The organism is Polynucleobacter sp. MWH-Loch1C5 (assembly GCF_018881775.1).
GTDB lineage: Bacteria > Pseudomonadota > Gammaproteobacteria > Burkholderiales > Burkholderiaceae > Polynucleobacter.
Genome location: NZ_JACVPR010000001.1, coordinates 1064292 through 1088499, shown reverse-complemented (window position 1 = coordinate 1088499; position 24208 = coordinate 1064292). Strand labels below are relative to the sequence as shown.

The 24208-nt window shown below is 45.4% G+C and carries 23 protein-coding genes; 16 read left to right on the top strand and 7 right to left on the bottom strand.

Annotated elements, in window-relative coordinates:
* From glcF to proC, 3 genes are read left to right on the top strand one after another with little or no spacing between them, the layout of a single operon-like run.
* Positions 1–1287, top strand: a complete 1287-nt coding sequence (gene glcF, locus ICE94_RS05570; protein ID WP_216149658.1) for a glycolate oxidase subunit GlcF — start codon at positions 1–3, stop codon at positions 1285–1287.
* Entirely contained in the window at positions 1271–1993 is a 723-nt protein-coding gene (locus ICE94_RS05565; RefSeq protein WP_216149657.1) for a YggS family pyridoxal phosphate-dependent enzyme, read from the top strand. The genes glcF and ICE94_RS05565 overlap by 17 nt, the downstream gene beginning before the upstream one ends.
* Complete coding sequence (proC, locus tag ICE94_RS05560; protein WP_216149656.1) at positions 1980–2819, top strand: pyrroline-5-carboxylate reductase; 840 nt, start codon at positions 1980–1982, stop codon at positions 2817–2819. Before ICE94_RS05565 ends, proC begins: the two co-directional genes overlap by 14 nt.
* 2 nt (positions 2820–2821) lie before the next feature.
* Here proC and ubiA read toward each other — a convergent pair whose 3' ends face one another.
* Positions 2822–3673 (bottom strand): 4-hydroxybenzoate octaprenyltransferase, encoded by an 852-nt coding sequence (gene ubiA, locus ICE94_RS05555; RefSeq protein WP_216149655.1) that lies wholly within the window; start codon positions 3671–3673, stop codon positions 2822–2824.
* Positions 3674–3718: 45 nt separating this feature from the next.
* Positions 3719–5839, bottom strand: a complete 2121-nt coding sequence (recG, locus tag ICE94_RS05550) for an ATP-dependent DNA helicase RecG (RefSeq protein ID WP_370623777.1) — start codon at positions 5837–5839, stop codon at positions 3719–3721.
* Between recG and queA the strand changes: the two genes are divergently transcribed.
* Genes queA through secF form a run of 5 tightly spaced genes read left to right on the top strand, consistent with a single transcriptional unit; the run spans position 5810 to position 11196 of the window.
* Positions 5810–6841, top strand: a complete 1032-nt coding sequence (queA, locus tag ICE94_RS05545; RefSeq protein WP_216150980.1) for a tRNA preQ1(34) S-adenosylmethionine ribosyltransferase-isomerase QueA — start codon at positions 5810–5812, stop codon at positions 6839–6841. The genes recG and queA overlap by 30 nt on opposite strands.
* On the top strand, positions 6838–7992 hold the full coding sequence (gene tgt, locus ICE94_RS05540) for a tRNA guanosine(34) transglycosylase Tgt (protein ID WP_216149653.1): 1155 nt from the start codon (positions 6838–6840) through the stop codon (positions 7990–7992). Before queA ends, tgt begins: the two co-directional genes overlap by 4 nt.
* A 27-nt stretch (positions 7993–8019) precedes the next feature.
* Positions 8020–8343 carry a preprotein translocase subunit YajC gene (gene yajC / locus ICE94_RS05535; protein WP_216149652.1) on the top strand — a complete coding sequence of 108 codons (324 nt, stop codon included), beginning with the start codon at positions 8020–8022 and terminating at the stop codon, positions 8341–8343.
* 15 nt (positions 8344–8358) lie between these two features.
* Positions 8359–10215 (top strand): protein translocase subunit SecD, encoded by a 1857-nt coding sequence (gene secD, locus ICE94_RS05530; RefSeq protein ID WP_216149651.1) that lies wholly within the window; start codon positions 8359–8361, stop codon positions 10213–10215.
* 9 nt (positions 10216–10224) lie between these two features.
* Entirely contained in the window at positions 10225–11196 is a 972-nt protein-coding gene (secF, locus tag ICE94_RS05525; protein WP_216149650.1) for a protein translocase subunit SecF, read from the top strand.
* On the opposite strand, the gene ICE94_RS05520 is transcribed toward secF, so the two are convergent.
* Together ICE94_RS05520 and purB are read right to left on the bottom strand one after the other, a co-directional pair.
* Entirely contained in the window at positions 11193–12521 is a 1329-nt protein-coding gene (locus ICE94_RS05520) for a 3-deoxy-D-manno-octulosonic acid transferase (protein ID WP_216149648.1), read from the bottom strand. The two genes, secF and ICE94_RS05520, sit on opposite strands and share 4 nt — an antisense overlap.
* Positions 12522–12525: 4 nt before the next feature.
* Positions 12526–13911 (bottom strand): adenylosuccinate lyase, encoded by a 1386-nt coding sequence (gene purB, locus ICE94_RS05515; RefSeq protein WP_216150978.1) that lies wholly within the window; start codon positions 13909–13911, stop codon positions 12526–12528.
* Positions 13912–13992: 81 nt separating this feature from the next.
* On the opposite strand from purB, the gene ICE94_RS05510 reads away from it, so the two are divergent.
* Positions 13993–14604 (top strand): glutathione S-transferase N-terminal domain-containing protein, encoded by a 612-nt coding sequence (locus ICE94_RS05510; protein ID WP_216149646.1) that lies wholly within the window; start codon positions 13993–13995, stop codon positions 14602–14604.
* Between the two features lie 6 nt (positions 14605–14610).
* Here the strand turns inward: ICE94_RS05510 and mnmA are convergent, their stop codons facing one another.
* Complete coding sequence (gene mnmA / locus ICE94_RS05505; protein WP_216149644.1) at positions 14611–15732, bottom strand: tRNA 2-thiouridine(34) synthase MnmA; 1122 nt, start codon at positions 15730–15732, stop codon at positions 14611–14613.
* Between the two features lie 152 nt (positions 15733–15884).
* On the opposite strand from mnmA, the gene ICE94_RS05500 reads away from it, so the two are divergent.
* From ICE94_RS05500 to ICE94_RS05485, 4 genes are all read left to right on the top strand, one after another.
* Positions 15885–17021 carry a Re/Si-specific NAD(P)(+) transhydrogenase subunit alpha gene (locus ICE94_RS05500; protein ID WP_216149642.1) on the top strand — a complete coding sequence of 379 codons (1137 nt, stop codon included), beginning with the start codon at positions 15885–15887 and terminating at the stop codon, positions 17019–17021.
* Positions 17022–17032: 11 nt separating this feature from the next.
* Complete coding sequence (locus ICE94_RS05495; RefSeq protein ID WP_216149640.1) at positions 17033–17347, top strand: NAD(P) transhydrogenase subunit alpha; 315 nt, start codon at positions 17033–17035, stop codon at positions 17345–17347.
* Entirely contained in the window at positions 17344–18786 is a 1443-nt protein-coding gene (locus ICE94_RS05490) for an NAD(P)(+) transhydrogenase (Re/Si-specific) subunit beta (RefSeq protein WP_216149638.1), read from the top strand. The genes ICE94_RS05495 and ICE94_RS05490 overlap by 4 nt, the downstream gene beginning before the upstream one ends.
* 74 nt (positions 18787–18860) lie before the next feature.
* Complete coding sequence (locus ICE94_RS05485; protein WP_216149636.1) at positions 18861–19028, top strand: hypothetical protein; 168 nt, start codon at positions 18861–18863, stop codon at positions 19026–19028.
* 42 nt (positions 19029–19070) lie between these two features.
* Here ICE94_RS05485 and groL read toward each other — a convergent pair whose 3' ends face one another.
* Positions 19071–20714: a chaperonin GroEL gene (gene groL / locus ICE94_RS05480; RefSeq protein WP_216149634.1), complete on the bottom strand. Its 1644-nt coding sequence runs from the start codon at positions 20712–20714 to the stop codon at positions 19071–19073.
* 25 nt (positions 20715–20739) lie between these two features.
* The gene (groES, locus tag ICE94_RS05475; RefSeq protein WP_216149632.1) at positions 20740–21030 is read right to left on the bottom strand and encodes a co-chaperone GroES; all 291 of its coding nucleotides are present in this window, start codon (positions 21028–21030) and stop codon (positions 20740–20742) included.
* A gap of 244 nt (positions 21031–21274) precedes the next feature.
* Between groES and ICE94_RS05470 the strand changes: the two genes are divergently transcribed.
* From ICE94_RS05470 to ICE94_RS05460, 3 genes are read left to right on the top strand one after another with little or no spacing between them, the layout of a single operon-like run.
* Complete coding sequence (locus ICE94_RS05470; protein WP_216149630.1) at positions 21275–22093, top strand: hypothetical protein; 819 nt, start codon at positions 21275–21277, stop codon at positions 22091–22093.
* Complete coding sequence (locus ICE94_RS05465; RefSeq protein ID WP_216149629.1) at positions 22084–22734, top strand: response regulator transcription factor; 651 nt, start codon at positions 22084–22086, stop codon at positions 22732–22734. The genes ICE94_RS05470 and ICE94_RS05465 overlap by 10 nt, the downstream gene beginning before the upstream one ends.
* Positions 22718–24205: an ATP-binding protein gene (locus ICE94_RS05460; RefSeq protein WP_216149626.1), complete on the top strand. Its 1488-nt coding sequence runs from the start codon at positions 22718–22720 to the stop codon at positions 24203–24205. The genes ICE94_RS05465 and ICE94_RS05460 overlap by 17 nt, the downstream gene beginning before the upstream one ends.
* Positions 24206–24208: the final 3 nt, after the last annotated feature.

The following is a 24208-nucleotide window of genomic DNA, read 5'->3' as shown; positions in this document are numbered from 1 at the left end:
ATGCAAACAGAATTAGCTCCCCATTTAAGCCAAACGCCTGAAGGCATTACCGCACAAAAAATATTAAATAAGTGCGTTCATTGTGGCTTTTGTACAGCTACCTGCCCAACCTACCAACTCCTCGGTGATGAACTCGATGGGCCTAGAGGGCGTATCTACCTCATCAAACAAATGGCAGAAGGTAGACCCGCTACTGAAAAAACACGTCTACACCTGGATCGCTGCCTGACTTGTCGCAACTGTGAGAGCACTTGTCCTAGCGGCGTAGACTATGGTCATTTAATTGATATCGGTCGCCATTGGGCAGAACAACAAACCCAACGCCCCATGGGTGAACTTTGGTTACGCAAATTACTAGCGTATGGTCTGACCAACAAGCCTTTATTTGATACCGGGATGTCAATCGGTCGACTTGTCAGACCTTTATTACCTAAAGTACTGAAGAAAAAAATTCCGCAAGGGCGTCCTGCAGGCAAAAAACCGATGCCCGGTCAACATGCAGAACGCGTACTGATGCTTGAAGGGTGCGTGCAACCTGGCATGCTACCCAACATCAATCATGCGACTGCACGTGTTTTAGATCGTCTTGGTGTTGATGCCCTGCTCGCAACTAAAGCAGGTTGCTGTGGCGCCATCAAGTTTCACTTGAATGAACAAGAAGCTGCACTCGCCGAAATGAAACGCAATATTGATGCTTGGTGGCCTTACATCACGGGCGAGCATCCTGACTGCAAAGGCCAGGCAGTTGATGCTCTGATTATGAATGCGTCAGGCTGCGGCGTTACAGTCAAAGAATATGGTCATATTTTGAAAGATGACCCCATCTATCGCGATAAGGCGGCTAAGGTCTCCTCTATCTGCATGGATCTCGTAGAGTATCTACCGCGTCACACAGACGCACTTAAGAATTTACTCAAGAACAGTCCTGCTGAGCGCCTTGTTTTCCATCCACCCTGCACTCTGCAACATGGACAAAAAATCAAAGGTGGCTTAGAACAATTCTTTTCTAACCTCAACATCAAAGTCTCTCTTTGCCAGGATAGTCATCTATGCTGCGGCTCTGCAGGCACCTACTCTATTTTGCAAGCTGACTTGTCTGAACAGCTGCGCGAACAAAAACTAAATCATTTACTCAATGCTTGCCATAACAACCAAGCCAGCAAAATTGTTTCAGCCAATATTGGTTGTATTACCCACTTACAAAATGATCAAAAACCAGTCGAGCATTGGATTGAGCACCTCGACATCCTGATAGAGCAAAATAATGGCTATGTCAGCCATTCATGAAAACTTAAATAAGGTTCGTTCAGAAATAACTTTAGCCATCCAGAGGGCCAAACGCCCTCTGGACAGCGTGACCCTGCTTGCGGTGTCCAAAACCTTTGATGATGAAGCGGTCAGAGCCGCATATGCTGCTGGTCAGTTGCAGTTTGGCGAAAATTATGTCCAGGAAGCTGTGGACAAAATTCAAGCACTTCAAGATATTCGCGAGGCCTTAACGTGGCACTTCATTGGACCCTTACAAAGCAATAAAACAAAGGATGTGGCTGAACACTTTGATTGGGTACACACAATTGATCGACTCAAAATTGCACAACGCTTAAACGATCAAAGACCTCAACATCTCCATAAGCTTCAAGTCTGCGTACAAGTCAATATCAGCCAAGAAGATAGCAAAAGCGGTATTTCTCCTCATGAGGCAAAAGATTTTTGCCTGGCCTTACTTGACTTCCCCCACCTAGAACTTCGAGGATTAATGTCTATTCCTGCTGCCAAGCTTGATGCGGAAGATAGTAGAGCAGATCATCGCAGCTTAGCGGAGCTTTTTAAGACGATTGCCAAAGATCCCGCCATCCAGAATCAAGCGCCTTTGTTCAATACCCTATCGATGGGCATGTCTAGTGATTTAGCAGTAGCGATTGAAGAAGGTAGTACGATAGTACGTATTGGTACTGCAATCTTTGGCAAGCGAGTAAAAAATGATATTGCGTGATTTAAAAATTGTATTCATTGGCGGCGGCAATATGGCTAGCGCCATTATTGGCGGCCTCATCAAACAAGGCGCTCAAGCAAAACATATCAGTGTTGCTGATCCCAGTATTGATTGCCAAACTCGTCTACGCGAAAACTTTGGTATCGAAACCCACCCCAATATTGACTCTATGACCAATGCACTATCACAAGCCCATGTGGCTGTGTTAGCTGTAAAACCACAACAATTCAAAGAAGTCGCACGAGCATACGCCGCGCTTCAATTGGTAAGCCAACCTCTTCTCTTCAGTGTGGCTGCCGGCATAAAAACGACAGATATCAGCCGCTGGACGAATAACGCTAAAGTAATCCGTGCGATGCCTAATACGCCCGCCTTGATTAATCAAGGCATGACTGGTCTTTTTGCCAGCGCATCAAGCAATAATGAAGAGCGAGCAATCGCAGAGATAATTTGCCAAGCGATGGGTAGTCATGTCTGGGTTGAACATGAAGAACTCATGGATAGTATTACTGCAGTCTCTGGTAGCGGCCCTGCGTACTTCTTTGCCTTTATTGAGGCCATTGAAAAAGCAGGTGTATCACAAGGCCTAGATGCGGCTAGCGCAAGAAAATTATCAATTCAGACGGCCTTGGGTGCTGCTATGCTCGCTCAACAATCCACAGATAGTCCATCGGTATTGCGCGAGAAAGTGACCTCTAAAGGTGGCACGACTTATGCAGCCTTACAAGTTTTTGAAAAAATGGATCTACAAGGTATCGTTTCTGAAGCTCTAGAAGCTGCTCGTGCACGGGGTGCTGAAATGGGTGAAGAATTAGGTCGCGACTAGACTCATAAGCCCAGGGCGATTGCTAGAAAAATACAAGCCCCAAACCAGTTGTTTTGACGAAATACCGTAAAGCAATCTTGTGGATGACGCTTACGTATACGCCAAACAAAATAAATAGCCAGGATGGCTGCCAAGACTAATCCCAGCCAAAAATAAAGTTTGAGCTGCAGTTGGTAACCGACCGAACCCAGGAGCATGACTGTGCTGGCATAACACAAGGCAATCATACAAACGTCCCACCGACCAAAGGTAATGGCTGAAGTTCGAATACCAATCTTCAGATCATCTTCACGATCAACCATGGCATAAGCTGTATCGTAGGCGATGGCCCAGGCAATATTAGCAAGCACTAGTAACCAGATATAGGCTGGCAAATAGTTTTGTATCGCTGCGTATGCCATGGGTATACCAAATGAAAATGCAATCCCCAAAATCGCTTGAGGTATTGAAAAAAAGCGTTTCGTAAATGGATAAATGATGGCGACTGCCAGAGCAGGTACCGATAATGCCTTCGTTAAGTTATTTAAAGGCCAAATCAAGATAAAGGCGCATAAAGCCAAAATACCTGTCACCATTAAGGCTTCCCACGGCGCAATACGCCCTGCAGTCACGGGCCGCTCTGCGGTACGACGCACATGCTTGTCAAAATCACGGTCAGCATAATCATTGATGGCACAACCTGCGCTGCGCATCAAAAAACAACCCAATGAAAAAATCAAGAAAAGTGGCCATCCTGGCCATCCCTCACTACCTAACCATAAGGCCCACAGCGTTGGCCATAAAACCAATAGAGTCCCTATCGGCTTATCAAAGCGTATCAGAGCCAAGTAATCTTGAAGTTTGCTAGATTTCACAAGAAATAATGGTTTTAAAGAATGCAATATCTTAATCGGATTAGCCTATGCTTTGACAAAGTCAACCCGATGTCTGAGCCAACGAACTAAATGGGCCTGAATATGCTCGGGATATTGATCCATCATCACCCAAGCCAACTTTTGCACCTGAGCAATCAAACCTTGTTCACGCTGCAAATCCACAAAACGAAGTAATGCGTCGCCCGATTGCCGAGAACCTAATATCTCACCAGGTCCGCGCAACTCAAGATCTTTCTCTGCAATTAAAAACCCATCTTGAGTTTCTCGAATAGTTTGTAGCCGCGTTTTGGCTGCCTCACCGATTTGTTGACCGTATAACAAAATACAAATAGAGGCATCACTACCTCGACCAATGCGCCCTCTTAACTGATGAAGCTGTGCATAACCAAAGCGCTCTGCATTTTCAATCACCATCAAAGATGCTTTAGGAACATCAACACCCACTTCGATGACCGTGGTTGCTACAAGTACCTGAATTTCGCCACGCACAAAACGATCCATCACATCTTGCTTCTCAGAGGGCTTGAGTCGCCCATGAATAAGACCTATTTGTAGACCGGGGGCAGCTTGTTGTAAATATTCATACGTGGCTGTAGCTGTCTGTAATTGCATCGCCTCTGACTCTTCAATCAAAGGACACACCCAATAAGCCTGCCGCCCTTCCTTGAGCTCTTTAAGCATACTCGCGACTAACTCATCACGACGGTCTTCTTTCATGAGCTTTGTCACTATGGCCTGCCGACCTGGGGGTAATTCATCAATGACTGACATTTCTAGATCAGCATAAAAAGTCATGGCTAAGGTTCTAGGAATAGGTGTAGCCGACATCATCAACTGATGACAGCTGAGCAATTCGTCAGTTAACTTCTCCTGCAAAGTTAAACGTTGCTTCACCCCAAAACGGTGTTGCTCATCCACAACCACAAAGCCTAATTTTTTAAACTGGACCGCATCCTGAATCAAGGCATGCGTACCAATCACAAGCTGCGCTTGGCCAGAGGCAATCTCCTCATAAGCCTTATTTTTTTCAGAAGCCTTCAATGAGCCCGTTAACCAAACGATCTTGACTCCCAAAGGATTTAACCAAACACTCAATTTACGATAGTGTTGCTCAGCCAAAATCTCAGTAGGAGCCATGATGGCCGTTTGCCAACCTGCATCGATCACATGCAAACAGGCCAGTGCTGCAATGATGGTTTTGCCACTACCCACATCCCCTTGCAATAGTCTATTCATCGGGTAACCCAAAGATAGATCCTCTTGAATTTCTTGCCAGACGCGTTGTTGAGCCCCCGTTAATACAAAGGGTAAGGTCTTTTCAAATTGACTCAATAGGCCATTGGCTAGGGTTTTGACGGGAATTTTTGGAGCAAGGCGCGCTTGCCGATCTTTTTTGGCACGAATCAATGAAACCTGTTGCGCCAATAACTCTTCAATTTGAACTCTACGCCAAGCTGGATGAGTCTTATTAGCAATGGCCTCTAAATCATCATCTGCAGCAGGCTGATGCAAGACATTCAGAGCCGCCAATAAAGAAGGTAGCTCTAGGTGTGGGAAATAGCTTTGTATCAGTGAAGGGGGTAAGGTATCAGCTAATTCTTTTTGCAAATCGGGAGATTTAAGAAATTGCAAAATCGCCTTACGAATACTCAGCTGAGAGACCCCTGCAATCGTCGAGTAAACCGGAGTCAGGGTATTGGGTAAAGGAGCATCTTCATCTAACACCTTGACGACTGGGTGTACTATCTCGGGGCCCATGAAACCTGTACGGATCAAGCCTCTAAATCTAATGTGGCGCCCCACCGCCATTTGCTTCATCTGTGAAGGGTAAAAATTGAACCACCGTAAAGCCACTAGGCTATCCCCCGCCTTCACCGTGACAATTAACTGGCGCCGAGGACGATAAACCAGATCCTGCTTAATGATCCAACCCTGAGTCTGCACTTCACGATCATGTATATGAAGGGCCTCCTCTAGGGGATATAAATGGGTTTCATCCTCATAACGGATCGGCAAATGAAATAAGACTTCAAGGGCTTCTTTAAAACCTAATTTCAGTAAGGGTGCAGGCAAATGAGGGCTAACCATGGTTAGAATCTTACTTCTTAACAAAACATCATGAAACTTTCTGACTTTAACTACCACTTGCCTGAAGAGCTGATTGCGCAATTTCCACTCGAAGAGCGCTCAGCAAGCCGTCTGTTGGTCTTAGACCCACACAGAGAGCCCCATCTGAGAGATAGTTTTTTTAAACAATTAAAAAACGAACTCAGGCCTCAAGATTTACTGGTTTTTAACAATACCAAAGTGATTCCGGCGCGTTTATTTGGACGCAAACAGACCGGCGGTCAGGTAGAAGTGATGCTTGAACGAATTATTGGTGAGCGTGAAGCAATTGCTCAAATTAGAGCGTCTAAATCACCCACCGTGGGCAGCCGCATCCTAATTGAGAATGATGCTCATCAGCTCGTGATCGAAGTTTTAGAACGTCAAGACCACTCCCCTTTTTACCGCCTTGGCTTTAGTCAAAACTGTTTAGATTCATTAGAGCTTTTTGGGCAACTTCCTTTACCCCCCTACATTGATCATCAAGCGGGTGCAAATGATCAACAGCGCTATCAAACGGTGTATGCAGAAAAACCGGGGGCTGTGGCCGCACCCACTGCAGGTTTACATTTTGATGATTCCATATTGTCAGAAATTGATGCCATGGGTGTACAACGAACCACCATTACTTTGCATGTAGGGGCGGGCACATTTAGCCCAGTACGCCACGAGAATCTAGCAGAACATCAAATGCATAGTGAGTGGTATGAAATCTCAGACAAGGCTTTGGAACAAATTAGGCAGACGCAAGCTGCTGGGGGTCGCGTGATAGCTGTAGGAACGACGAGCTTGAGAACTTTAGAGTCATATGCGAACTCAGGCATCACTCAGGGTGACACCAATCTCTTTATCACCCCGGGCTACACATTCAAAATGGTAGACTGTCTGATTACTAACTTTCACCTACCGCAATCTACGCTTCTCATGTTAGTAAGCGCTTTCTCAGGTTACGAAGCCATCATGAAAGCCTACCAACATGCCATACAAGAGAAATATCGATTTTTTAGCTATGGCGATGCGATGTTTTTAAACAAACAATGACCCAAGCCATTTTTAAACTAATCAAAAAAGATTCACGCTCATTGGCCCGTCGCGGTGAATTACAACTGACTCACGGCCAGGTGCAGACGCCTATTTTTATGCCTGTTGGCACCTATGGAACCGTCAAAGGTATGACACCCCGCGATTTAGCAGAAGCAGAAGCGCAAATTGTTCTGGGTAATACCTTCCATCTCTGGCTAAGACCAGGCCTAGACGTGATTGGCAAACATCAGGGTTTACATCGCTTTATGGCTTGGAATAAACCTATCCTGACCGATTCTGGTGGGTTTCAGGTATTTAGCCTCGGGGCACTACGAAAAATTTCTGAAGAAGGCGTTACTTTTGCCTCTCCTGTGAATGGCGACAAGCTTTTCATGTCTCCCGAAGTATCTATGGATATTCAGGCGGTTCTCAATAGTGATATCGCTATGCAGTTTGATGAATGCACCCCCTACGAAACTCACGGCATCCCCACAGATCATGCGAGCGCCAAGCGCTCACTCGAACTCTCTCTGCGCTGGGGAGAACGCTCTTTAAAACGGTTTCGAGAACTCAATACCCCTAACGCCCTGTTTGGCATCGTGCAAGGTGGCATGTTCGAGGATCTACGGGCCCACTCCTTAGAGCAAGTATCCCAACAAGGTTTCGATGGCATTGCGATTGGCGGCCTATCCGTGGGTGAACCCAAAGAGGATTTCGAGAGAATCCTGAAGTTTCTAGGTCCACAACTGCCCGAACAAAAAGCTCATTATTTGATGGGGGTGGGCACCCCAGAAGATTTAGTTTTGGGCGTCAGTCAAGGTATCGATATGTTTGACTGTGTGATGCCGACCCGTAATGCCCGTAATGGTTGGCTCTTTACCCGTTTTGGAGACCTCAAACTCAGAAACTCTGCCTACAAGGATGATCTCAGACCACTAGACCCCAGTTGTAGCTGCTATACCTGTAGAAACTTTACCCGCAGTTATTTACATCATCTACAAAAAACCAATGAAATCTTGGGAGCACAACTGAATACCATTCATAACATTCATTACTACTTGAATCTCATGAATGAGATCAGAGCGGCTCTAGATCAGGATCAATTCCCGGAATTCATGGCTCAATTCGCCCAAGACCGCGCTCTGGGTGTGGCCCATGCATCAGGTTAAAATCAGCTTTTCTTAAGGAGAAATACTATGTTGATCAGCAATGCTTATGCCCAAGCCGCAGGTGGCGCCGAGGGCGGTGGTTTAATGAGCTTTATCCCTCTCATTTTGATGTTTGTGGTCTTATATTTTGTCATGATCCGTCCACAAATGAAGCGTCAAAAAGAGTTACGCAATATGCTCGACGCATTGGCTGTGGGCGATGAAGTAGTGACTGTAGGCGGCTTAATGGGTCGTATTACCACCCTCAAAGATCACTACATTACCGTTGAATTACTGCCTGGCACTGAAGTAAAAATGCAGAAATCATCTGTCACAGCTGTTTTGCCAAAAGGCACGCTCAAAGAGATTTAAAACTAAAGGTCTAGAATGAATCGCTACCCTCTGTGGAAATACCTGGTGATTGTGGTGGCACTGCTGATCGGTGCCATTTACACTTTACCGAACTTTTTTGGTGAAGCACCGGCTGTACAAATCTCAGCGGGTAAAGCGACCGTCAAGATTGAGCCTAGTCTGCAAGATCGGGCTCAAGATATTCTCCAAAGTGCCCAAATTGCCCATAAAGGCGTTATTTATGAGCGCATGGGGAATAACGGCACCATCAAGATTCGCTTCTCCTCGCCAGATGATCAAATCCGCGGCAAGGATGCCTTACAAAAATCGTTAAATCCAAATGCGGATGATCCGAGTTATATCGTTGCACTTAATCTCATCTCAAATACTCCCGCTTGGCTTTCGAGTATGGGCGCCATGCCGATGTACCTCGGTCTTGACTTAAGAGGTGGCGTCCACTTTCTCCTACAAGTGGATATGCGTGGTGCCTTACAGAAGAAGATCGAATCTCTAGCAACCGACGCTCGCAGCCAACTTCGCGAGAAAAATATTCGTCACAATGGGATCGAGCGTCAAAATGACCAAATCCTGATTCGTTTTGGCACTCAGGAAGAAGCGGGTAACGCCAGAAATCTTCTCAATAAACAATTAGCTGACCTTGAGTTCAATATTGAAAAGTCCGCAGATGGCTTTCGTTTGGTTGGTAAATTTAGAGATGCTGCGATTAAGGAAGTTCAAGAAAATGCTGTTAAGCAAAATATCACGACCTTACATAATCGTGTCAATGAACTCGGCGTTGCAGAACCTGTGATTCAACAGCAGGGTGCTGACCGAATTATTGTGCAATTACCCGGAGTTCAAGACACAGCGCGCGCTAAAGATATTATTGGTCGTACGGCAACACTGGAATCACGCTTAGCGGACCCCGTCAAAACTTATTTGCTGTCTGGCGAAGCACCACCACCCGGTACTGACGTTTTCAGAATGGGTGATGGACGTCAAGTCGTATTCAAAAAATCAGTTATTTTTAGTGGTGATCGCATCACCAGTGCCTCAGCAGGCTTTGACTCTAATCAAAGACCAGCGGTCAGTATTACCCTAGACTCTGCGGGCGGCCGTGTCATGCAAGAAATTACCCGTGACAATATTGGCAAGCCGATGGGCATGATCCTCTTTGAAAAAGGTCGTGGTGAAGTGCTAACTGTTGCCACTATTCAGAGTGAGTTTGGTGCCAAGTTCCAAATTACCGGCCAACCCAGCACAGAAAGTGCTAATGATTTAGCCTTGCTCCTGCGTGCCGGCTCTCTAGCCGCACCGATGGAAATCATCGAGGAGCGCACCATCGGCCCTAGCTTAGGTGCAGATAACATTAGCAAAGGCTTTAATTCTGTAATTTATGGCTTTATCGCGATTGCGATTTTCATGATTGCCTATTACATGCTTTTTGGCGTGTTCTCAGTCATTGCCTTAGCGGTGAACTTATTCTTATTAGTCGCGATTCTATCTTTACTGCAAGCGACATTGACCTTGCCAGGTATTGCGGCGATGGCATTGGCTTTGGGTATGGCGATTGACTCGAACGTTCTGATCAATGAACGTATCCGTGAGGAGTTGCGCGCCGGCGCATCACCTCAAGCAGCCATTGCCACAGGTTTTGAAAAAGCTTGGGCTACTATCTTAGACTCCAACATCACAACTCTGATTGCTGGTATTGCCCTATTGGCTTTTGGCTCTGGCCCTGTGCGAGGCTTTGCTGTCGTTCATAGCCTCGGCATTTTAACCTCCATGTTCTCTGCAGTATTCTTCGCCCGCGGCATCGTCAACCTCTGGTACGGCCGCCAAAAGAAATTGCAAAGCGTATCCATCGGCCAAATTTGGCGCCCTACGGAATAAGGAATCATCATGGAATTTTTCAAGATTCAAAAAAATATTCCGTTCATGCGCCATGCCTTGGTGCTGAACATTATCTCGGCAGCAACTTTTATTGCTGCAGTCTTTTTCATTGCTTTTAAAGGCCTGCACTTGTCCGTTGAATTTACCGGCGGCACTGTGATGGAAATCAACTACCAACAGACAGCCCCCTTAGATTCGATCCGCCAAGACTTAGGCAAGATGGGTTATCAAGATATCCAAGTGCAAAACTTTGGTAGCTCAAAAGATGTTTTAATCCGCCTCCCTATACAAAAGGATGCCGAAGGTAAAACTATCTCTTCAGCAAAACAAAGTGAACTCGTCTTAGAGCAACTCAAGTCATCACACGCGGATGTCAAACTACAACGGGTTGAGTTTGTCGGCCCACAAGTGGGTAAAGAATTAGCAACAGATGGTCTCTTAGCCCTACTCTTCGTTGTTTTCGGCATCATGATTTACCTATCCGTACGCTTTGAATGGAAGTATGCGGTCGCTGGTATTGTGGCGAACTTACACGACGTTGTGATTATTTTGGGTTTCTTTGCAGCTTTTGGTTGGGAGTTTTCGCTCTCCGTACTCGCAGCGGTGTTAGCGGTCTTGGGTTACTCCGTCAACGAATCCGTGGTGATCTTTGACCGTATCCGTGAAACCTTCAAAAAACATCGCAAGATGGATACCAAAACAGTCATCGATAGCGCCATCACAGGCACCATTAGCCGTACCATCATTACCCACGGCAGTACGCAAATGATGGTCTTGGCCATGCTCTTATTTGGCGGCCCTACGCTGTATTACTTTGCGCTAGCGCTCACCATTGGTATTTTGTTTGGTATTTACTCATCCGTCTTCGTAGCCGCCGCTTTAGCCATGTGGCTTGGTATACGTCGTGAGGACCTGATCAAGGCCGAGGGCAAAACACCAACCAGTAAGTCAGACGACCCCAACTACGGGGCACAAGTCTAATTTTGCTTTAGATAAGAGCTTAGGGCATCGAGAGTTTTTTGCGATGCCCCAATATGCTGATTAGCAAACTCAAAAGCATTCGAACCCAGCTTCTCTAGACGTTGTGGGTTTTGTAATAACTCATATAAAGCCATACCCAAATCTTCTGGGTTTTCCAAAGATACAGCGCCTTCAGCCGCAATCAAATCACGACTAGCCTCTTGGAAGTTAAAGCAATGAGGGCCAAGGATCACAGGCTTAGCAAGAGCGGCAGCCTCAATAAAATTCTGCCCACCATGGGGTTTCAATGTGCCGCCCATGATGACTAAATCGGCGATACCGTAATACAGGGCCATCTCTCCCATGGTGTTACCCAATACCAGGCGGTGCGATTCTAAGACTTGGGCAAGTGCGTAGTTATCTTTTGCATCAGCACGTCTGCCAACAGAATCTCCTAGGGCTTGCATTTGCTCATAGACCAGATCAAAACGTTGTGGATGACGTGGCACGATCAAAAGACGATAGCTAGCTGCCTGAGATCCCATTTGCTGACAGCACTGCTGCCACGCCTTAAGAATCATGGCCTCTTCTTCATCCCGAGTACTAGCAGCACAGATAATCAATAATGGCTCACCCAAAGCCTGACGGACCTGTATCGCGCTCTCAATCATGTCTTTATTGGGTTTCACATCAAACTTCATATTGCCCATGACCTTGATACGATCTAGGCCTAGGCTCCTCAAGTTACGTAAGTCATGTTGTGTTTGCGCGAAGATCGTGTCAAAGCTTTTGAGGATCTCTGAGGCAATATTGCCAAAAAAGCGAAAGCGCTTGGCACTTTTATCCGACAAACGAGCATTCGATAAGAACATCGGGATTCCAAAACGTTTAGCCTGAACCAACATTTCTGGCCAAACTTCGGTTTCCATAATTAAACCTATCTTGGGCCGGATGAACTTAAAAAATCTTGGCAAGGTGAATAAAGAGTCATAGGCTAAATAGACTTGCTGAACACGACCCGCAGCAATCTCTGCAGCAAAGATTTCGGCACCCGTGGCTCGACCTGTAGGTGTCATGTGCGTTAATAGAACCTTTTGATCTAGCGCCAATAAACCTCGAACCAATGGCTCAGCAGCCCGAGTTTCTCCGACGGATACCGCGTGCACCCATACCGGGCGACTTGTGATTGGGAAAGCATAGCAACCCAGCCGCTCTCCTATATGGCTACGATAAGCCGGTAGCTTTTTACCCTTTAGCCATAAACGCAGTAATGCAACTGGCAAGGCCAGCAGCCACAACACTCGATAGAGCGTTAAAAATAAATGGGTTTTAAAGCTAAATTGCACTCGTTTATTTAGCAGCCAAACGTTCAGTTAACTCAATCGCTTTGCCAATGTAGCTTGCGGGCGTCATTTGCAAAAGATCTTGCTTAGCAGCGTCTGGAATGGCCAATTTTTGAATGAACTCGCGCAAGGCTTCAGGCGTAATACCTTTACCACGGGTTAATTCTTTAAGCTGCTCATATGGATTGGGCACACCGTAGCGACGCATGACTGTTTGTACTGGCTCAGCGAGCACCTCCCAACAATTATCTAAATCTTCGGCTAAGCGTGTTGGATTGGTTTCTAGCTTACCCAAACCCTTCAAAGCACTTTCATAAGCCAATAAGCTGTGACCTAATGCAGTGCCAAGATTTCTTAAAACGGTTGAATCAGTTAAATCTCTTTGCCAACGCGACACCGGTAGCTTCTCTGAAAGGTGCTTGAGCAATGCGTTAGCAATACCCAAATTACCCTCTGAATTTTCAAAATCAATCGGATTGACCTTGTGCGGCATAGTCGAGGAACCAATTTCTCCTGCCTTAGTTTTTTGCTTGAAATAACCCCAAGCGATGTATCCCCAAATATCACGATTCATATCTAGAAGAATTGTATTTGCGCGCGCCACAGCATCAAACAACTCAGCCATGTAATCATGCGGTTCAATCTGAATGGTATAGGGATTAAAGACAAGCCCTAAGCGCTTTTCAATGACTTCTTTAGAAAACTTTTCCCAATCTAACTGAGGATAAGCAGACAAATGAGCGTTGTAATTACCAACTGCACCATTCATTTTGCCCAATAGTTCGACTTGCTTGATTTTCAAAATGGCTCGCTCTAGTCGCATAGCAATATTGGCCATCTCTTTACCTAAAGTGGTCGGTGATGCTGGTTGGCCATGGGTTCTAGATAACATGGGAACGCGGGCATTCAGTAAAGCCAGGGCTTTTAAACTAGCCAATACTTGCTCGAGCTTAGGCAAGATCACCTCATCTCTGGCTCCTTTGAGCATCAAACCATGCGAAGTGTTATTGATATCTTCAGACGTACATGCAAAATGAATAAATTCACTCGCTTTTTCTAGCTCTGCGTGGCCTTTTACTTTTTCTTTAAGCCAATATTCCACAGCTTTGACATCATGATTAGTAACAGCTTCAATTTCTTTAATACGGGTAGCATCTGCATCTGAAAACTGCCGCGCTAATTGGAGCAAGGTTTTCTCTGCTGCCTCACCAAAGCTAGGAAAATCTGGCAACTTGGCTTGCGAGAGGGCAATCAGCCAATGAACCTCTACCGTGACACGCTGCTTCATAAAAGCAGCCTCAGATAACCAGGGTCTTAGACCGTCGACTTTAGGGGCATATCGACCATCTAAGGGTGATAAGGCGTTCAGAGTGCTTAAATTGGTGCTCACGATGTCATTCCTATACAAACTAACAATTAAATGGTGATTTTAGTCCTTCTGCTAAGGTCACACGAAATAGCTATACTCAGCATCATGAAACTCATTGGATCACACACTAGCCCATACGTACGTAAGGTACGCATTGTTTTTTCTGAAAAGAAAATCGAGGTTCCTCTCATCTTAGAAAATGTTTGGGATCAACAAACCACGATTGCTCAAGCAAACCCTCTAGGCAAGATTCCTTGTCTCATCCTAGATGATGGCGGTGCCATGTTTGATTCTAGGGTCATAGTTGAATATGCCGACACCCTGAGCCCCGTGAATAAGTTAATCCCGATCAATGGCAAAGAGAGAGCTGCCGTGAAAACCTGGGAAGCACTCGCCGACGGGGTGCTAGATGCATCTATTTTGGCGCGTCTAGAAGCCACTTGGCGCCCTGACCATGAAAAAAGCCAGGCCTGGATTGATCGACAGATGGAAAAAGTCAATCAATCGCTAGAGACAATGTCAAAAAGTCTGGATCAAAATGAGTGGTGTTTTGGTAAACAGCTATCTTTGGCGGATATTGCCGTCGGTTGTGCGTTGGGCTATCTCAACTTCCGCTTTCCAGAGCTGAAATGGGCGCATCAATATCCGAACCTGAGTGAGCTTTACAAGAAATTGATGCAACGCCCCTCATTTGCACAAACAGTACCACCCCTCTAAGCCATTTTAGGTATCAATAATGCCACCGCCTAGGCAGCGCGTACCCTTGTACAAGACTGCCGACTGGCCTGGGGTGACTGCCCACTGCTCTTGAGCAAAATTTAATTCAATACGCTCAGACCCGAGATAGTTGAGATGACACGCTGCATCGGCCTGCCGATAACGCGTCTTGGCAGTGAATGCTCCAGCTTCAGGGGCTTGTAAAGAAGTCCAAGATAGTTGGCTGGCCTGCAATTGCTTCTTTTGTAGCCATGGATGATCATGGCCTTGCACCACATATAAGGTGTTAGTCGCCATATCTTTTTTAGCAACAAACCAAGGATCCCCAGAGCTTTCCTTTTGACCGCCGATGCCAATACCTTTTCTTTGACCGAGGGTATAAAAAGCCAAGCCGACATGCTCTCCAACAATCTGACCACGGTCATTTTTGATAGGGCCTTTGGCAGTAGGCAAATATCGATTTAAAAACTCCCTGAAAGGTCGCTCTCCAATAAAACAAATACCGGTAGAGTCTTTTTTGGCTGCATTGGGTAATCCGATATCTTGTGCAATCGCTCGGACCTGCGTTTTATGAATACCCCCTAATGGGAAAATCACCTTTTGCAACTGAGCTTGACTCAAACGATATAAGAAATAACTCTGATCCTTAGTCAGATCACTCGCTTTATGTAACTCAACTTCATCATGCACTTCGGTGCGCGCATAATGCCCTGTGGCAATCATATCGGCGCCCAATCTCATTGCATGATCCAAAAAGGCTTTGAATTTAATTTCGGCGTTACATAAAACATCCGGATTGGGTGTGCGCCCCGCTGAGTACTCTCTCAAAAATTCTGCAAATACTCGATCCTTATATTCGGCGGCAAAGTTCACTGCTTCAACGTCAATCCCAATCAAATCAGCTACAGAAACAACGTCAATCCAGTCCTGACGAGAAGAGCAATATTCACTATTGTCATCATCTTCCCAGTTCTTCATAAACAGGCCAATCACCTGAAAGCCCAGTTGTTTAAGTAACCAAGCTGTGACCGATGAGTCAACACCACCAGACATCCCCACTACGACGGTTTTAGTCTTAGGACTGTCAATTTGCTGAGTAAAGGTGGTATCTAGCTGACTTAAGTTCATAAAAATTCAAGTGTTTCAAACAGTTAGCAAAAATTGCTAGTAAGAAATTAGTATAAATGCGTGTTAAAGTGACATCAAAAGTGAGGTAAATTAAACCTCAGGAAATTACTTTCATAAACCTATACAACTTATAACAATGGAGGGGAACCCTCATGCGTATTGGTATTCCTTTGGAAACCAGATTTGGCGAAACCCGTGTAGCTGCCACACCTGAAACTGTAAAAAAGTATATCAGTCAAGGTCACACTGTCATCATTCAACAAGGTGCTGGCGTAGCCAGTAGCCAACCTGATAGCGCCTATGAAAGCGTTGGTGCAACAATAGGTAACGCCGACGAGGCACTTGGTGCAGAGCTAGTTCTTAAAGTCCGTGCGCCAAGCGATGCTGAACTTAGCAAAATGTCAGCCAATGCAGTGCTCTTAGGCATGCTTGATCCATTTGATGATGCAAATAATGCCGCTATGGCCCAAAAGGGGATTACTGCTTTTGCTCTTGAAGCAGCCCCCCGTACAACGCGAGCGCAAAGTATGGATGTACTGTCTTCACAAGCCAACATCGCTGGTTACAAAGCGGTGATGGTTGCAGCACATCATTACCAACGTTTCATGCCGATGCTAATGACAGCAGCCGGTACAGTGAAAGCCGCACGGGTTTTGATCTTGGGTGCAGGTGTGGCAGGTCTTCAAGCAATTGCGACTGCTAAACGCTTAGGCGCCGTGATTGAGGCTTCCGATGTGAGACCGGCAGCTAAGGAACAAATTGAATCACTCGGTGCAAAATTTGTCGATGTGCCATATGAAACCGAGGAAGAAAGAGAAATTGCTCAAGGTGTTGGTGGTTATGCGCGCCCCATGCCTGCAGCTTGGATGCAAAGGCAAGCCGCTTTAGTTGCAGAGCGTGCCAAACAAGCCGATATCGTTATTACGACAGCATTAATTCCCGGACGTAAGGCTCCCACCCTACTACACACAGAAACCGTTCAACAAATGAAACCAGGCTCTGTGGTGGTTGATCTTGCAGCAGGTAAAGGAGAAAACGGAGCGGGTAACTGTCCTCTCACAGAAGCCGATCAAGTGGTGAACAAAAATGGTGTGATATTGATTGGTTACACCAATTTAGCGGGTATGGTTGCCGCAGACGCTTCAGCCCTGTATGCCAGAAACTTAATGGACTTTATGAAACTCATTATTGATAAGGAAGCTAAATTAGCCATCCCCACCGATGATGACATTGTGACTGCCTGTTTGATGTGCCAAAACGGTCAGGTCTTACGACAAAATAACCGCTAATAGGGAAGATCATGGACGTTATCAGCCCCACTATTTATAACTTGATTATTTTTGTACTAGCCATCTATGTTGGCTACCATGTAGTTTGGAATGTCACCCCCGCTCTACATACCCCACTGATGGCGGTCACCAATGCCATCTCTGCCATCATTATCGTAGGGGCCATGCTAGCAGCCGCTCTCACTGAGGGCGCACTCGGCAAGAGCATGGGTACCCTGGCTGTAGCTTTAGCTGCAGTCAACGTCTTTGGCGGCTTCCTAGTCACACGTCGCATGTTAGAGATGTTCAAGAAAAAAGATAAAAAAGCCAAAGGAGATGCGCAATGAGCATGAATTTAGTCACCCTGCTCTACCTCGTGGCATCGATATGCTTTATTCAAGCATTGAAAGGCTTGTCTCACCCCACGACCTCAATCAAAGGTAATGTCTTTGGCATGATCGGCATGGCTATTGCGGTGGCCACGACCGTGGGCCTCATCATGATGCTAGCTAAAGAATCACTCGCTACCGGCTTAAGCTATGTATTAGCTGGCCTAGTCATTGGTGGTGGCGCCGGTGCCGTGATGGCTAAGCGTGTTGAAATGACCAAAATGCCTGAGCTAGTCGCTTTTATGCACAGCATGATTGGTTTGGCTGCAGTTTGTATCGCCATTGCAGCAGTGGCCGAGCCACAGGCATTTAATATTGCCGGCCCCGGTGAACCCATTCCTTTTGGTAACCGTCTTGAGTTGTTTATTGGTACTTTTGTGGGCGCAATTACTTTCTCAGGCTCAGTGATTGCCTTTGGCAAACTGTCTGGTAAATATAAATTCCGCTTATTTCAAGGCGCACCTGTCACCTTTACTGGTCAACATTTACTCAATCTAGTATTAGCCATTGTCATGATCGGTGGCGGCATTATGTTTGCCACATCACCCGGTGTAGATCCTGCATGGACCCCATTCATCGTCATGACAGTCATTGCCTTCGTATTAGGGGTTTTAATCATCATTCCTATTGGTGGTGCAGACATGCCCGTGGTGGTATCGATGCTGAACTCATACTCCGGCTGGGCTGCTGCCGGAATTGGCTTCTCCCTAAACAACTCTATGTTGATCGTTGCTGGCTCATTGGTGGGGTCATCAGGCGCCATTTTGTCTTACATCATGTGTAAGGCCATGAATCGCTCTTTCTTTAATGTGATTCTTGGTGGTTTTGGTGGCGATGCAACCAGCGCTACGGCAGGTGGCGCACAACAGCAACGTAATGTGAAATCGGGTTCGGCTGATGATGCTGCTTTCTTAATGACTAATGCAGAAACTGTCATTATTGTTCCTGGTTATGGTTTAGCCGTAGCTCGCGCACAACATGCCCTCAAAGAGCTCACCGAAAAATTGACCCATAACGGTGTCACAGTGAAGTATGCGATTCATCCAGTGGCAGGTCGTATGCCAGGCCATATGAACGTCTTACTCGCCGAAGCTGAAGTGCCATACGATCAAGTCTTTGAGATGGAAGATATCAATAGTGAATTTGGTCAGGCAGACGTCGTCCTCGTTCTTGGAGCCAATGACGTTGTCAACCCTGCAGCCAGAACACCTGGCAGCCCAATCTTCGGCATGCCGATTCTAGAAGCGTTTAAGGCCAAAACTATCATTGTTAATAAACGTTCTATGGCAGCAGGTTATGCTGGCTTAGACAATGAATTGTTCTATATGGACAAGACTATGATGGTCTTCGGTGATGCGAAGAAGGTGATTGAGGATATGGTCAAAGCTGTGGAGTAAATCCTTTATCCTAAAAAATAAACCACCGCATGTCGGTGGTTTTTTTATATCTAAATTTCACCTATGATCAGTGCATGAACATATCCAAGCGTCTCACACAAGCTCAAATAAAACGACAAGCCCTTCTTGAGGCTGGTATTCAACCTAAGTCTTATGGCAAGAAAAAAACATCACAAGTAATGCGTAGCAAGAAAAAACAATTCGCCAGCAGAAAACAAAAACATAAAAATTTAGAGCAATAAAAAAGGCGCCCGAAGGCGCCTTTTGACCTGGGTTACAGGCAATTACATCATACCGCCCATACCACCCATATCGCCCATACCACCGCCTGGCATTGCAGGAGCATCATCTTTTGGTGCTTCCACAACAGAACAGTCAGTCGTCAACAATAGGCCAGCAACAGATGCGGCATTCACCAAGGCAGTCTTAGTGACTTTAGCTGGGTCAATCACACCCATTTCAACGAGATCACCGTACTCACCACTCGCTGCGTTGTAACCATAGTTACCCTTACCAGCGGCAACATTGTTCACAATCACGCTAGCTTCTTCGCCAGCATTAGAAACGATCACACGCAATGGCTCTTCCATCGCACGCAATACGATACCAATACCTGCGTTTTGATCATCGTTATCACCCTTGAGATTCAAGATAGCTTGTTTAGCACGTACCAAAGCAACACCACCGCCAGGAACGATACCTTCTTCTACCGCTGCGCGAGTTGCGTGCAATGCATCATCAACACGTGCTTTCTTTTCTTTCATCTCAACTTCAGTTGCAGCACCAACACGAATCACTGCCACACCGCCGGCTAACTTAGCGACGCGCTCTTGGAGTTTTTCACGATCGTAATCGCTTGTAGCTTCTTCGATCTGCGCACGAATTTGCTTAACACGAGCTTCGATGTTCTTAGCATCACCTGCACCATCAATAATGGTTGTGTTTTCTTTAGCAATTTCAACACGCTTAGCTTGACCTAGGTCTTGCAATGTTGCTTTCTCGAGTGTCAAACCGACTTCTTCAGCAATCACTTGACCGCCAGTGAGGATCGCAATGTCTTCCAACATCGCTTTACGACGATCACCAAAACCAGGAGCCTTCACAGCACAGGTCTTCAAAATGCCACGAATGTTATTCACAACCAAAGTTGCCAAGGCTTCGCCTTCAACATCTTCAGCAATGATCAACAATGGACGACCTGATTTAGCGACTTGCTCAAGCACTGGCAAGAGATCACGAATGTTGCTGATTTTCTTATCAAACAACAAGATGAATGGGTTCTCTAAAACAGCCACTTGTTTTTCTGGGTTGCTAATGAAGTAAGGTGACAAATAGCCACGGTCAAACTGCATACCTTCTACAACATCCAATTCATCAGCCAATGATTTACCGTCTTCAACAGTAATCACACCTTCTTTACCTACTTTTTCCATGGCTTCAGCAATACGCTCACCAATGCTGTAGTCGCTGTTTGCAGAAATCGAACCTACTTGAGCGATTTCTTTAGTGGTAGTACAAGGCTTACTTAATTTCTTGATCTCTTCAATCGCTGCTGTAACAGCTTTATCGATACCGCGCTTCAAATCCATTGGGTTATGACCTGAAACAACGAACTTCATACCTTCACGAACAATTGATTGAGCCAAAACTGTCGCGGTTGTAGTACCGTCACCAGCGTTATCAGCTGTCTTAGAGGCCACTTCCTTGACCATCTGTGCGCCCATGTTCTGGAGCTTATCTTTGAGCTCGATTTCTTTAGCGACTGATACACCGTCTTTAGTCACCAATGGGCCACCAAATGAACGCTCTAGGACTACGTTACGACCCTTAGGACCCAAAGTCACTTTTACTGCGTTAGCCAATACGTTCACGCCTTCAACCATGCGTGTACGGGCGCTATCACCAAAATATACGTCTTTTGCTGCCATTTGAATTCCTTTCTATCTTCTCTAATTACTTCTGAACAACAGCCATGATGTCTTCTTCACGCATCACGAGTAATTCGTTGCCGTCGACCTTCACAGTTTGACCGGCGTATTTGCCAAAGAGCACGCGGTCACCCACTTTGACTTCCATCGGAATGGTCTTGCCAGCTTCATCTCTTTTACCAGCGCCAACAGCCAAAACTTCACCTTGATCAGGTTTTTCAGCAGCGTTGTCTGGGATGACGATGCCAGATGCAGTTTTTGTCTCGTTATCAAGACGCTTAATGATTACGCGATCATGTAGAGGGCGTAGGTTCATATTCACTCCTTCAAAAGGTTAGTAAGTATTAACTTAATAGTTAGTAAAAAAACTTAAATATAATTCCAATAACAGTTCTAAACATTTGTTAGCACTCTTACTGGTTGAGTGCTAATTATATGGATGCTATGAGCTGTTTTCAAGTTGGGGGGTGATTTTTATCAATAACCCCACGTCATGTAGCCAATCGCTAATCATTTAGCGTACTAGCCAATCACTATTCCATTGATTTATAAGGTTTTTTATGACGCCTAAGGCGAAGCTATCCGCATTGCTCAGAAATTGGTCCCTTAGACCTAAACGTCAAGTGAGGGATATACAAAGCCCCTTTCAGTGGACGCAAGACAAACAAGCCCTAGATATTGCTCAATGGGCGCAAAGCCGTCAAAGAGATTTTTTACCGATCGCCAACCTTCAAACCCTGGAATTACTCAAGGTCTTGTATCTACCGACCCTAGATTGTGCTGATGAAGATGCGCTGCGCTTAATTCAAGACGGTCTAGATGCGGCCAGTTATTGGTCTAGTCTGGCAAAACCACGCCAAATGATTATTCCGATTCGAGCTTCATGGCTAGAGGCCGAACGCTTTTTACTAGCCCTACAAAATAAGTTCGCCAATTACCACTTAGCACTTGGCCTCATACATATGAGTATCTTTAATGTACCAGCCGATGGGGACAAATCATTAGCTCACGCCTTACTGAAAATCAAGCGCTTGGGTATCACGCTTGGCATTCATTACCAAGGCAGACAAGAAAAAGTGGCAGAACTTGCCCACAAAAAACTCTTGCAGTTTATTGATGTGGATATATCTAAGCTGATTGATGGGCTCACTCACAGCGAGGCCCTCCAACAACTTCTCACTCTGAAAAGTATTTGTGAAACTAGCCATGTCGATTGCATTGTCTCTGGCATCGAATTTATCAGCCAAAGACAGCTATGTCTGCAAGCCGGTCTCACTTGGGGGTACGGCAATCTCATTGCAAGTCCATTGGATGTGGGAAAGATTGCCCAGATGCACAAAATGAGCACAACATGGAAGGATGTTCACCGATGGTCATAAATCGTGGGCAAAAAAGTCGCATCTTATTAGTGGATGATCATCCAGCAATGAGTTGGGCAATCAAATCCATGATTTTGAAACACTCATTACTCGAAATTGTGGGTGAGGCCTATGATGGCATGGCCTGCCTACAAAAGATTAAAGACTGTGAACCAGACATGTTGGTTCTGGATATCAATCTACCCAAGGTAGATGGTCTACAAGTCATTCGTAAAGTTAAAAAAACGCATCCTAATATTCGTTTCTTAGTCATGTCTGCTCTTGACGAAAGGGTCTACAGCTATCGCGTCAAAAGTATTGGCGCGCATGGCTTTATCAGCAAAACTGCGTGCTCAGAACTCTTAGTCTCAGCGATTACGGCTGTTGCCTGTGGCTATAGTTTCTTTAGCCTTAATCAATATGGCAAACCCATCTCAGATCAAGAACGCGCCATTAGCGAACTGTCTAGTCGAGAATTTCAAATCATGGAGCACATGGCTGCTGGCAAAAGCAATATTGATATTGCAAGCCTTCTCAAAATCAGTAATAAAACAGTAGCTACATACAAGGTACGCATCTATAAGAAACTGCAGGTCAATAGCATCAAACAGCTGATTGACTTCATCAATTCAGCAAAGCTCACAGATGACTATCCCAATTAATCAAAGCATCTGGCATGCAGCCTACTTGGCCACTATCGCATGTACTCTATTGGCGATGGGGTTGATGAAAACGACCATCCAGAATTTGTTCCTAAAAAATAAAGAACTAATTACACAAGGTGATCATCAAGAAGAGGCTCTCAGAATTTTGTTGCATGACATTAGGACACCGCTGGCCAACCTAGAATCTCTTTACCAAAAAATCGCTCTGGGTCTAGAGCCAAACTCTCCTATACACGATAGCTTAGAAGAAATAGCTGAGCTACAGAGCTTTTTAGATAATCAACTGAGCATCTATAAATCTCAAGACGGTCTCATCAATCTGAATTTACAACCCTATTGTCTTAAAACAATTGTTCTAGATCGCGCCAAAAAACTTCATCATCTTGCCAAGAAAAATGATTGTACGTTCCAGGTATACATAGATCGCAGTTTGGCGCCTAGCCTACTGCTAGACCCCCATCGCATTCAACAGATTCTGAATAATATTCTGCGTAATGCTTTGCAATACCAATACCACGGCCAAGTAGAACTTCATGTTCGCGTGAGCGCTGAGGACTACTCAGGTCAAATCATTCAGTTCTATTGCGCAAATGGCCCCGACAAAATCCAACTCAATGTAAGCCCTATCAGAAATGATTATCAACGCTTTGGCTTAGATATATGTCAGCGCATGATTCGCTTAATGGGTGGTGATCTAGAAGTAAATTGCCATCCTAGCTATGGATTCAATGCATCCTTTTTTATTCCCGCTCTAAGAAGCATTCATGAACCTATCCAAAAGAGATCTATGCCATTAAGCAAAAAAGAAGCTAATACCCAGCAAAAAGTCTGCATTATTGATGACCATAAATTGGCCTGCGCAATCATGAGTCATACACTTGAAGAATTAGGTTTTCAGACTTATGCCTATCAAGCAATCACTGAAGAAGTTCTTGAACTGATTCAACGTGAGTCTATTCAGACCATGATTATGGATTTACACCCAGAACAAGATCTGTTTTCAGATATTCAGCACCTGAAGAAGAAAATAGGGCTTACTCTTTTTGCAACAAGCGCCCAAAGGCCTGTATCTTGGCTCAAGCTTTACGATGATTTTGATGGTTTTCTTCAAAAACCCTTTAATGGTGCATCGTTTTGTGAAGATTTAAACCTGAAAACCAGCTATCAAGAGGCGCTTAATCGCTTAAAGAATAGCGGCATTACCATGGCCGTGATGTACGACGAATTGATTAGACATCACAAAAATTGGGCTTGCGAACTCATCAGGCACTTAGATGATATCGGCGAAAATAGTGAGCCTATTCTTCATTTAGCTCACAAGGCAAAAACAAGCGCACTGTTGCTCAACGATCCTCTACTGGAGCGAGCTAGCCATTTTTCTAATCGCTATGAAATCAGTTCCGAGGGTAGCCATCAATTAGTGAATCGCCTCCTCAGGTCAGCACGAGTCATACAAAGCCTGCAATGAGTA

What these genes read in the sequence shown, in the direction of transcription:
- tgt (WP_216149653.1), top strand. Translation starts at nt 6,838, where the DNA reads ATGACCCAAGCCATTTTTAAACTAATCAAAAAAGATTCACGCTCATTG.
- ICE94_RS05470 (WP_216149630.1), top strand. Translation starts at nt 21,275, where the DNA reads ATGACGCCTAAGGCGAAGCTATCCGCATTGCTCAGAAATTGGTCCCTT.
- ICE94_RS05500 (WP_216149642.1), top strand. Translation starts at nt 15,885, where the DNA reads ATGCGTATTGGTATTCCTTTGGAAACCAGATTTGGCGAAACCCGTGTA.
- groL (WP_216149634.1), bottom strand. Translation starts at nt 20,714, where the DNA reads ATGGCAGCAAAAGACGTATATTTTGGTGATAGCGCCCGTACACGCATG.
- mnmA (WP_216149644.1), bottom strand. Translation starts at nt 15,732, where the DNA reads ATGAACTTAAGTCAGCTAGATACCACCTTTACTCAGCAAATTGACAGT.
- secF (WP_216149650.1), top strand. Translation starts at nt 10,225, where the DNA reads ATGGAATTTTTCAAGATTCAAAAAAATATTCCGTTCATGCGCCATGCC.
- ICE94_RS05465 (WP_216149629.1), top strand. Translation starts at nt 22,084, where the DNA reads ATGGTCATAAATCGTGGGCAAAAAAGTCGCATCTTATTAGTGGATGAT.
- glcF (WP_216149658.1), top strand. Translation starts at nt 1, where the DNA reads ATGCAAACAGAATTAGCTCCCCATTTAAGCCAAACGCCTGAAGGCATT.
- ICE94_RS05485 (WP_216149636.1), top strand. Translation starts at nt 18,861, where the DNA reads ATGAACATATCCAAGCGTCTCACACAAGCTCAAATAAAACGACAAGCC.
- ICE94_RS05460 (WP_216149626.1), top strand. Translation starts at nt 22,718, where the DNA reads ATGACTATCCCAATTAATCAAAGCATCTGGCATGCAGCCTACTTGGCC.
- ICE94_RS05495 (WP_216149640.1), top strand. Translation starts at nt 17,033, where the DNA reads ATGGACGTTATCAGCCCCACTATTTATAACTTGATTATTTTTGTACTA.
- ICE94_RS05510 (WP_216149646.1), top strand. Translation starts at nt 13,993, where the DNA reads ATGAAACTCATTGGATCACACACTAGCCCATACGTACGTAAGGTACGC.
- groES (WP_216149632.1), bottom strand. Translation starts at nt 21,030, where the DNA reads ATGAACCTACGCCCTCTACATGATCGCGTAATCATTAAGCGTCTTGAT.
- ICE94_RS05565 (WP_216149657.1), top strand. Translation starts at nt 1,271, where the DNA reads ATGTCAGCCATTCATGAAAACTTAAATAAGGTTCGTTCAGAAATAACT.
- secD (WP_216149651.1), top strand. Translation starts at nt 8,359, where the DNA reads ATGAATCGCTACCCTCTGTGGAAATACCTGGTGATTGTGGTGGCACTG.
- ICE94_RS05490 (WP_216149638.1), top strand. Translation starts at nt 17,344, where the DNA reads ATGAGCATGAATTTAGTCACCCTGCTCTACCTCGTGGCATCGATATGC.
- yajC (WP_216149652.1), top strand. Translation starts at nt 8,020, where the DNA reads ATGTTGATCAGCAATGCTTATGCCCAAGCCGCAGGTGGCGCCGAGGGC.
- proC (WP_216149656.1), top strand. Translation starts at nt 1,980, where the DNA reads ATGATATTGCGTGATTTAAAAATTGTATTCATTGGCGGCGGCAATATG.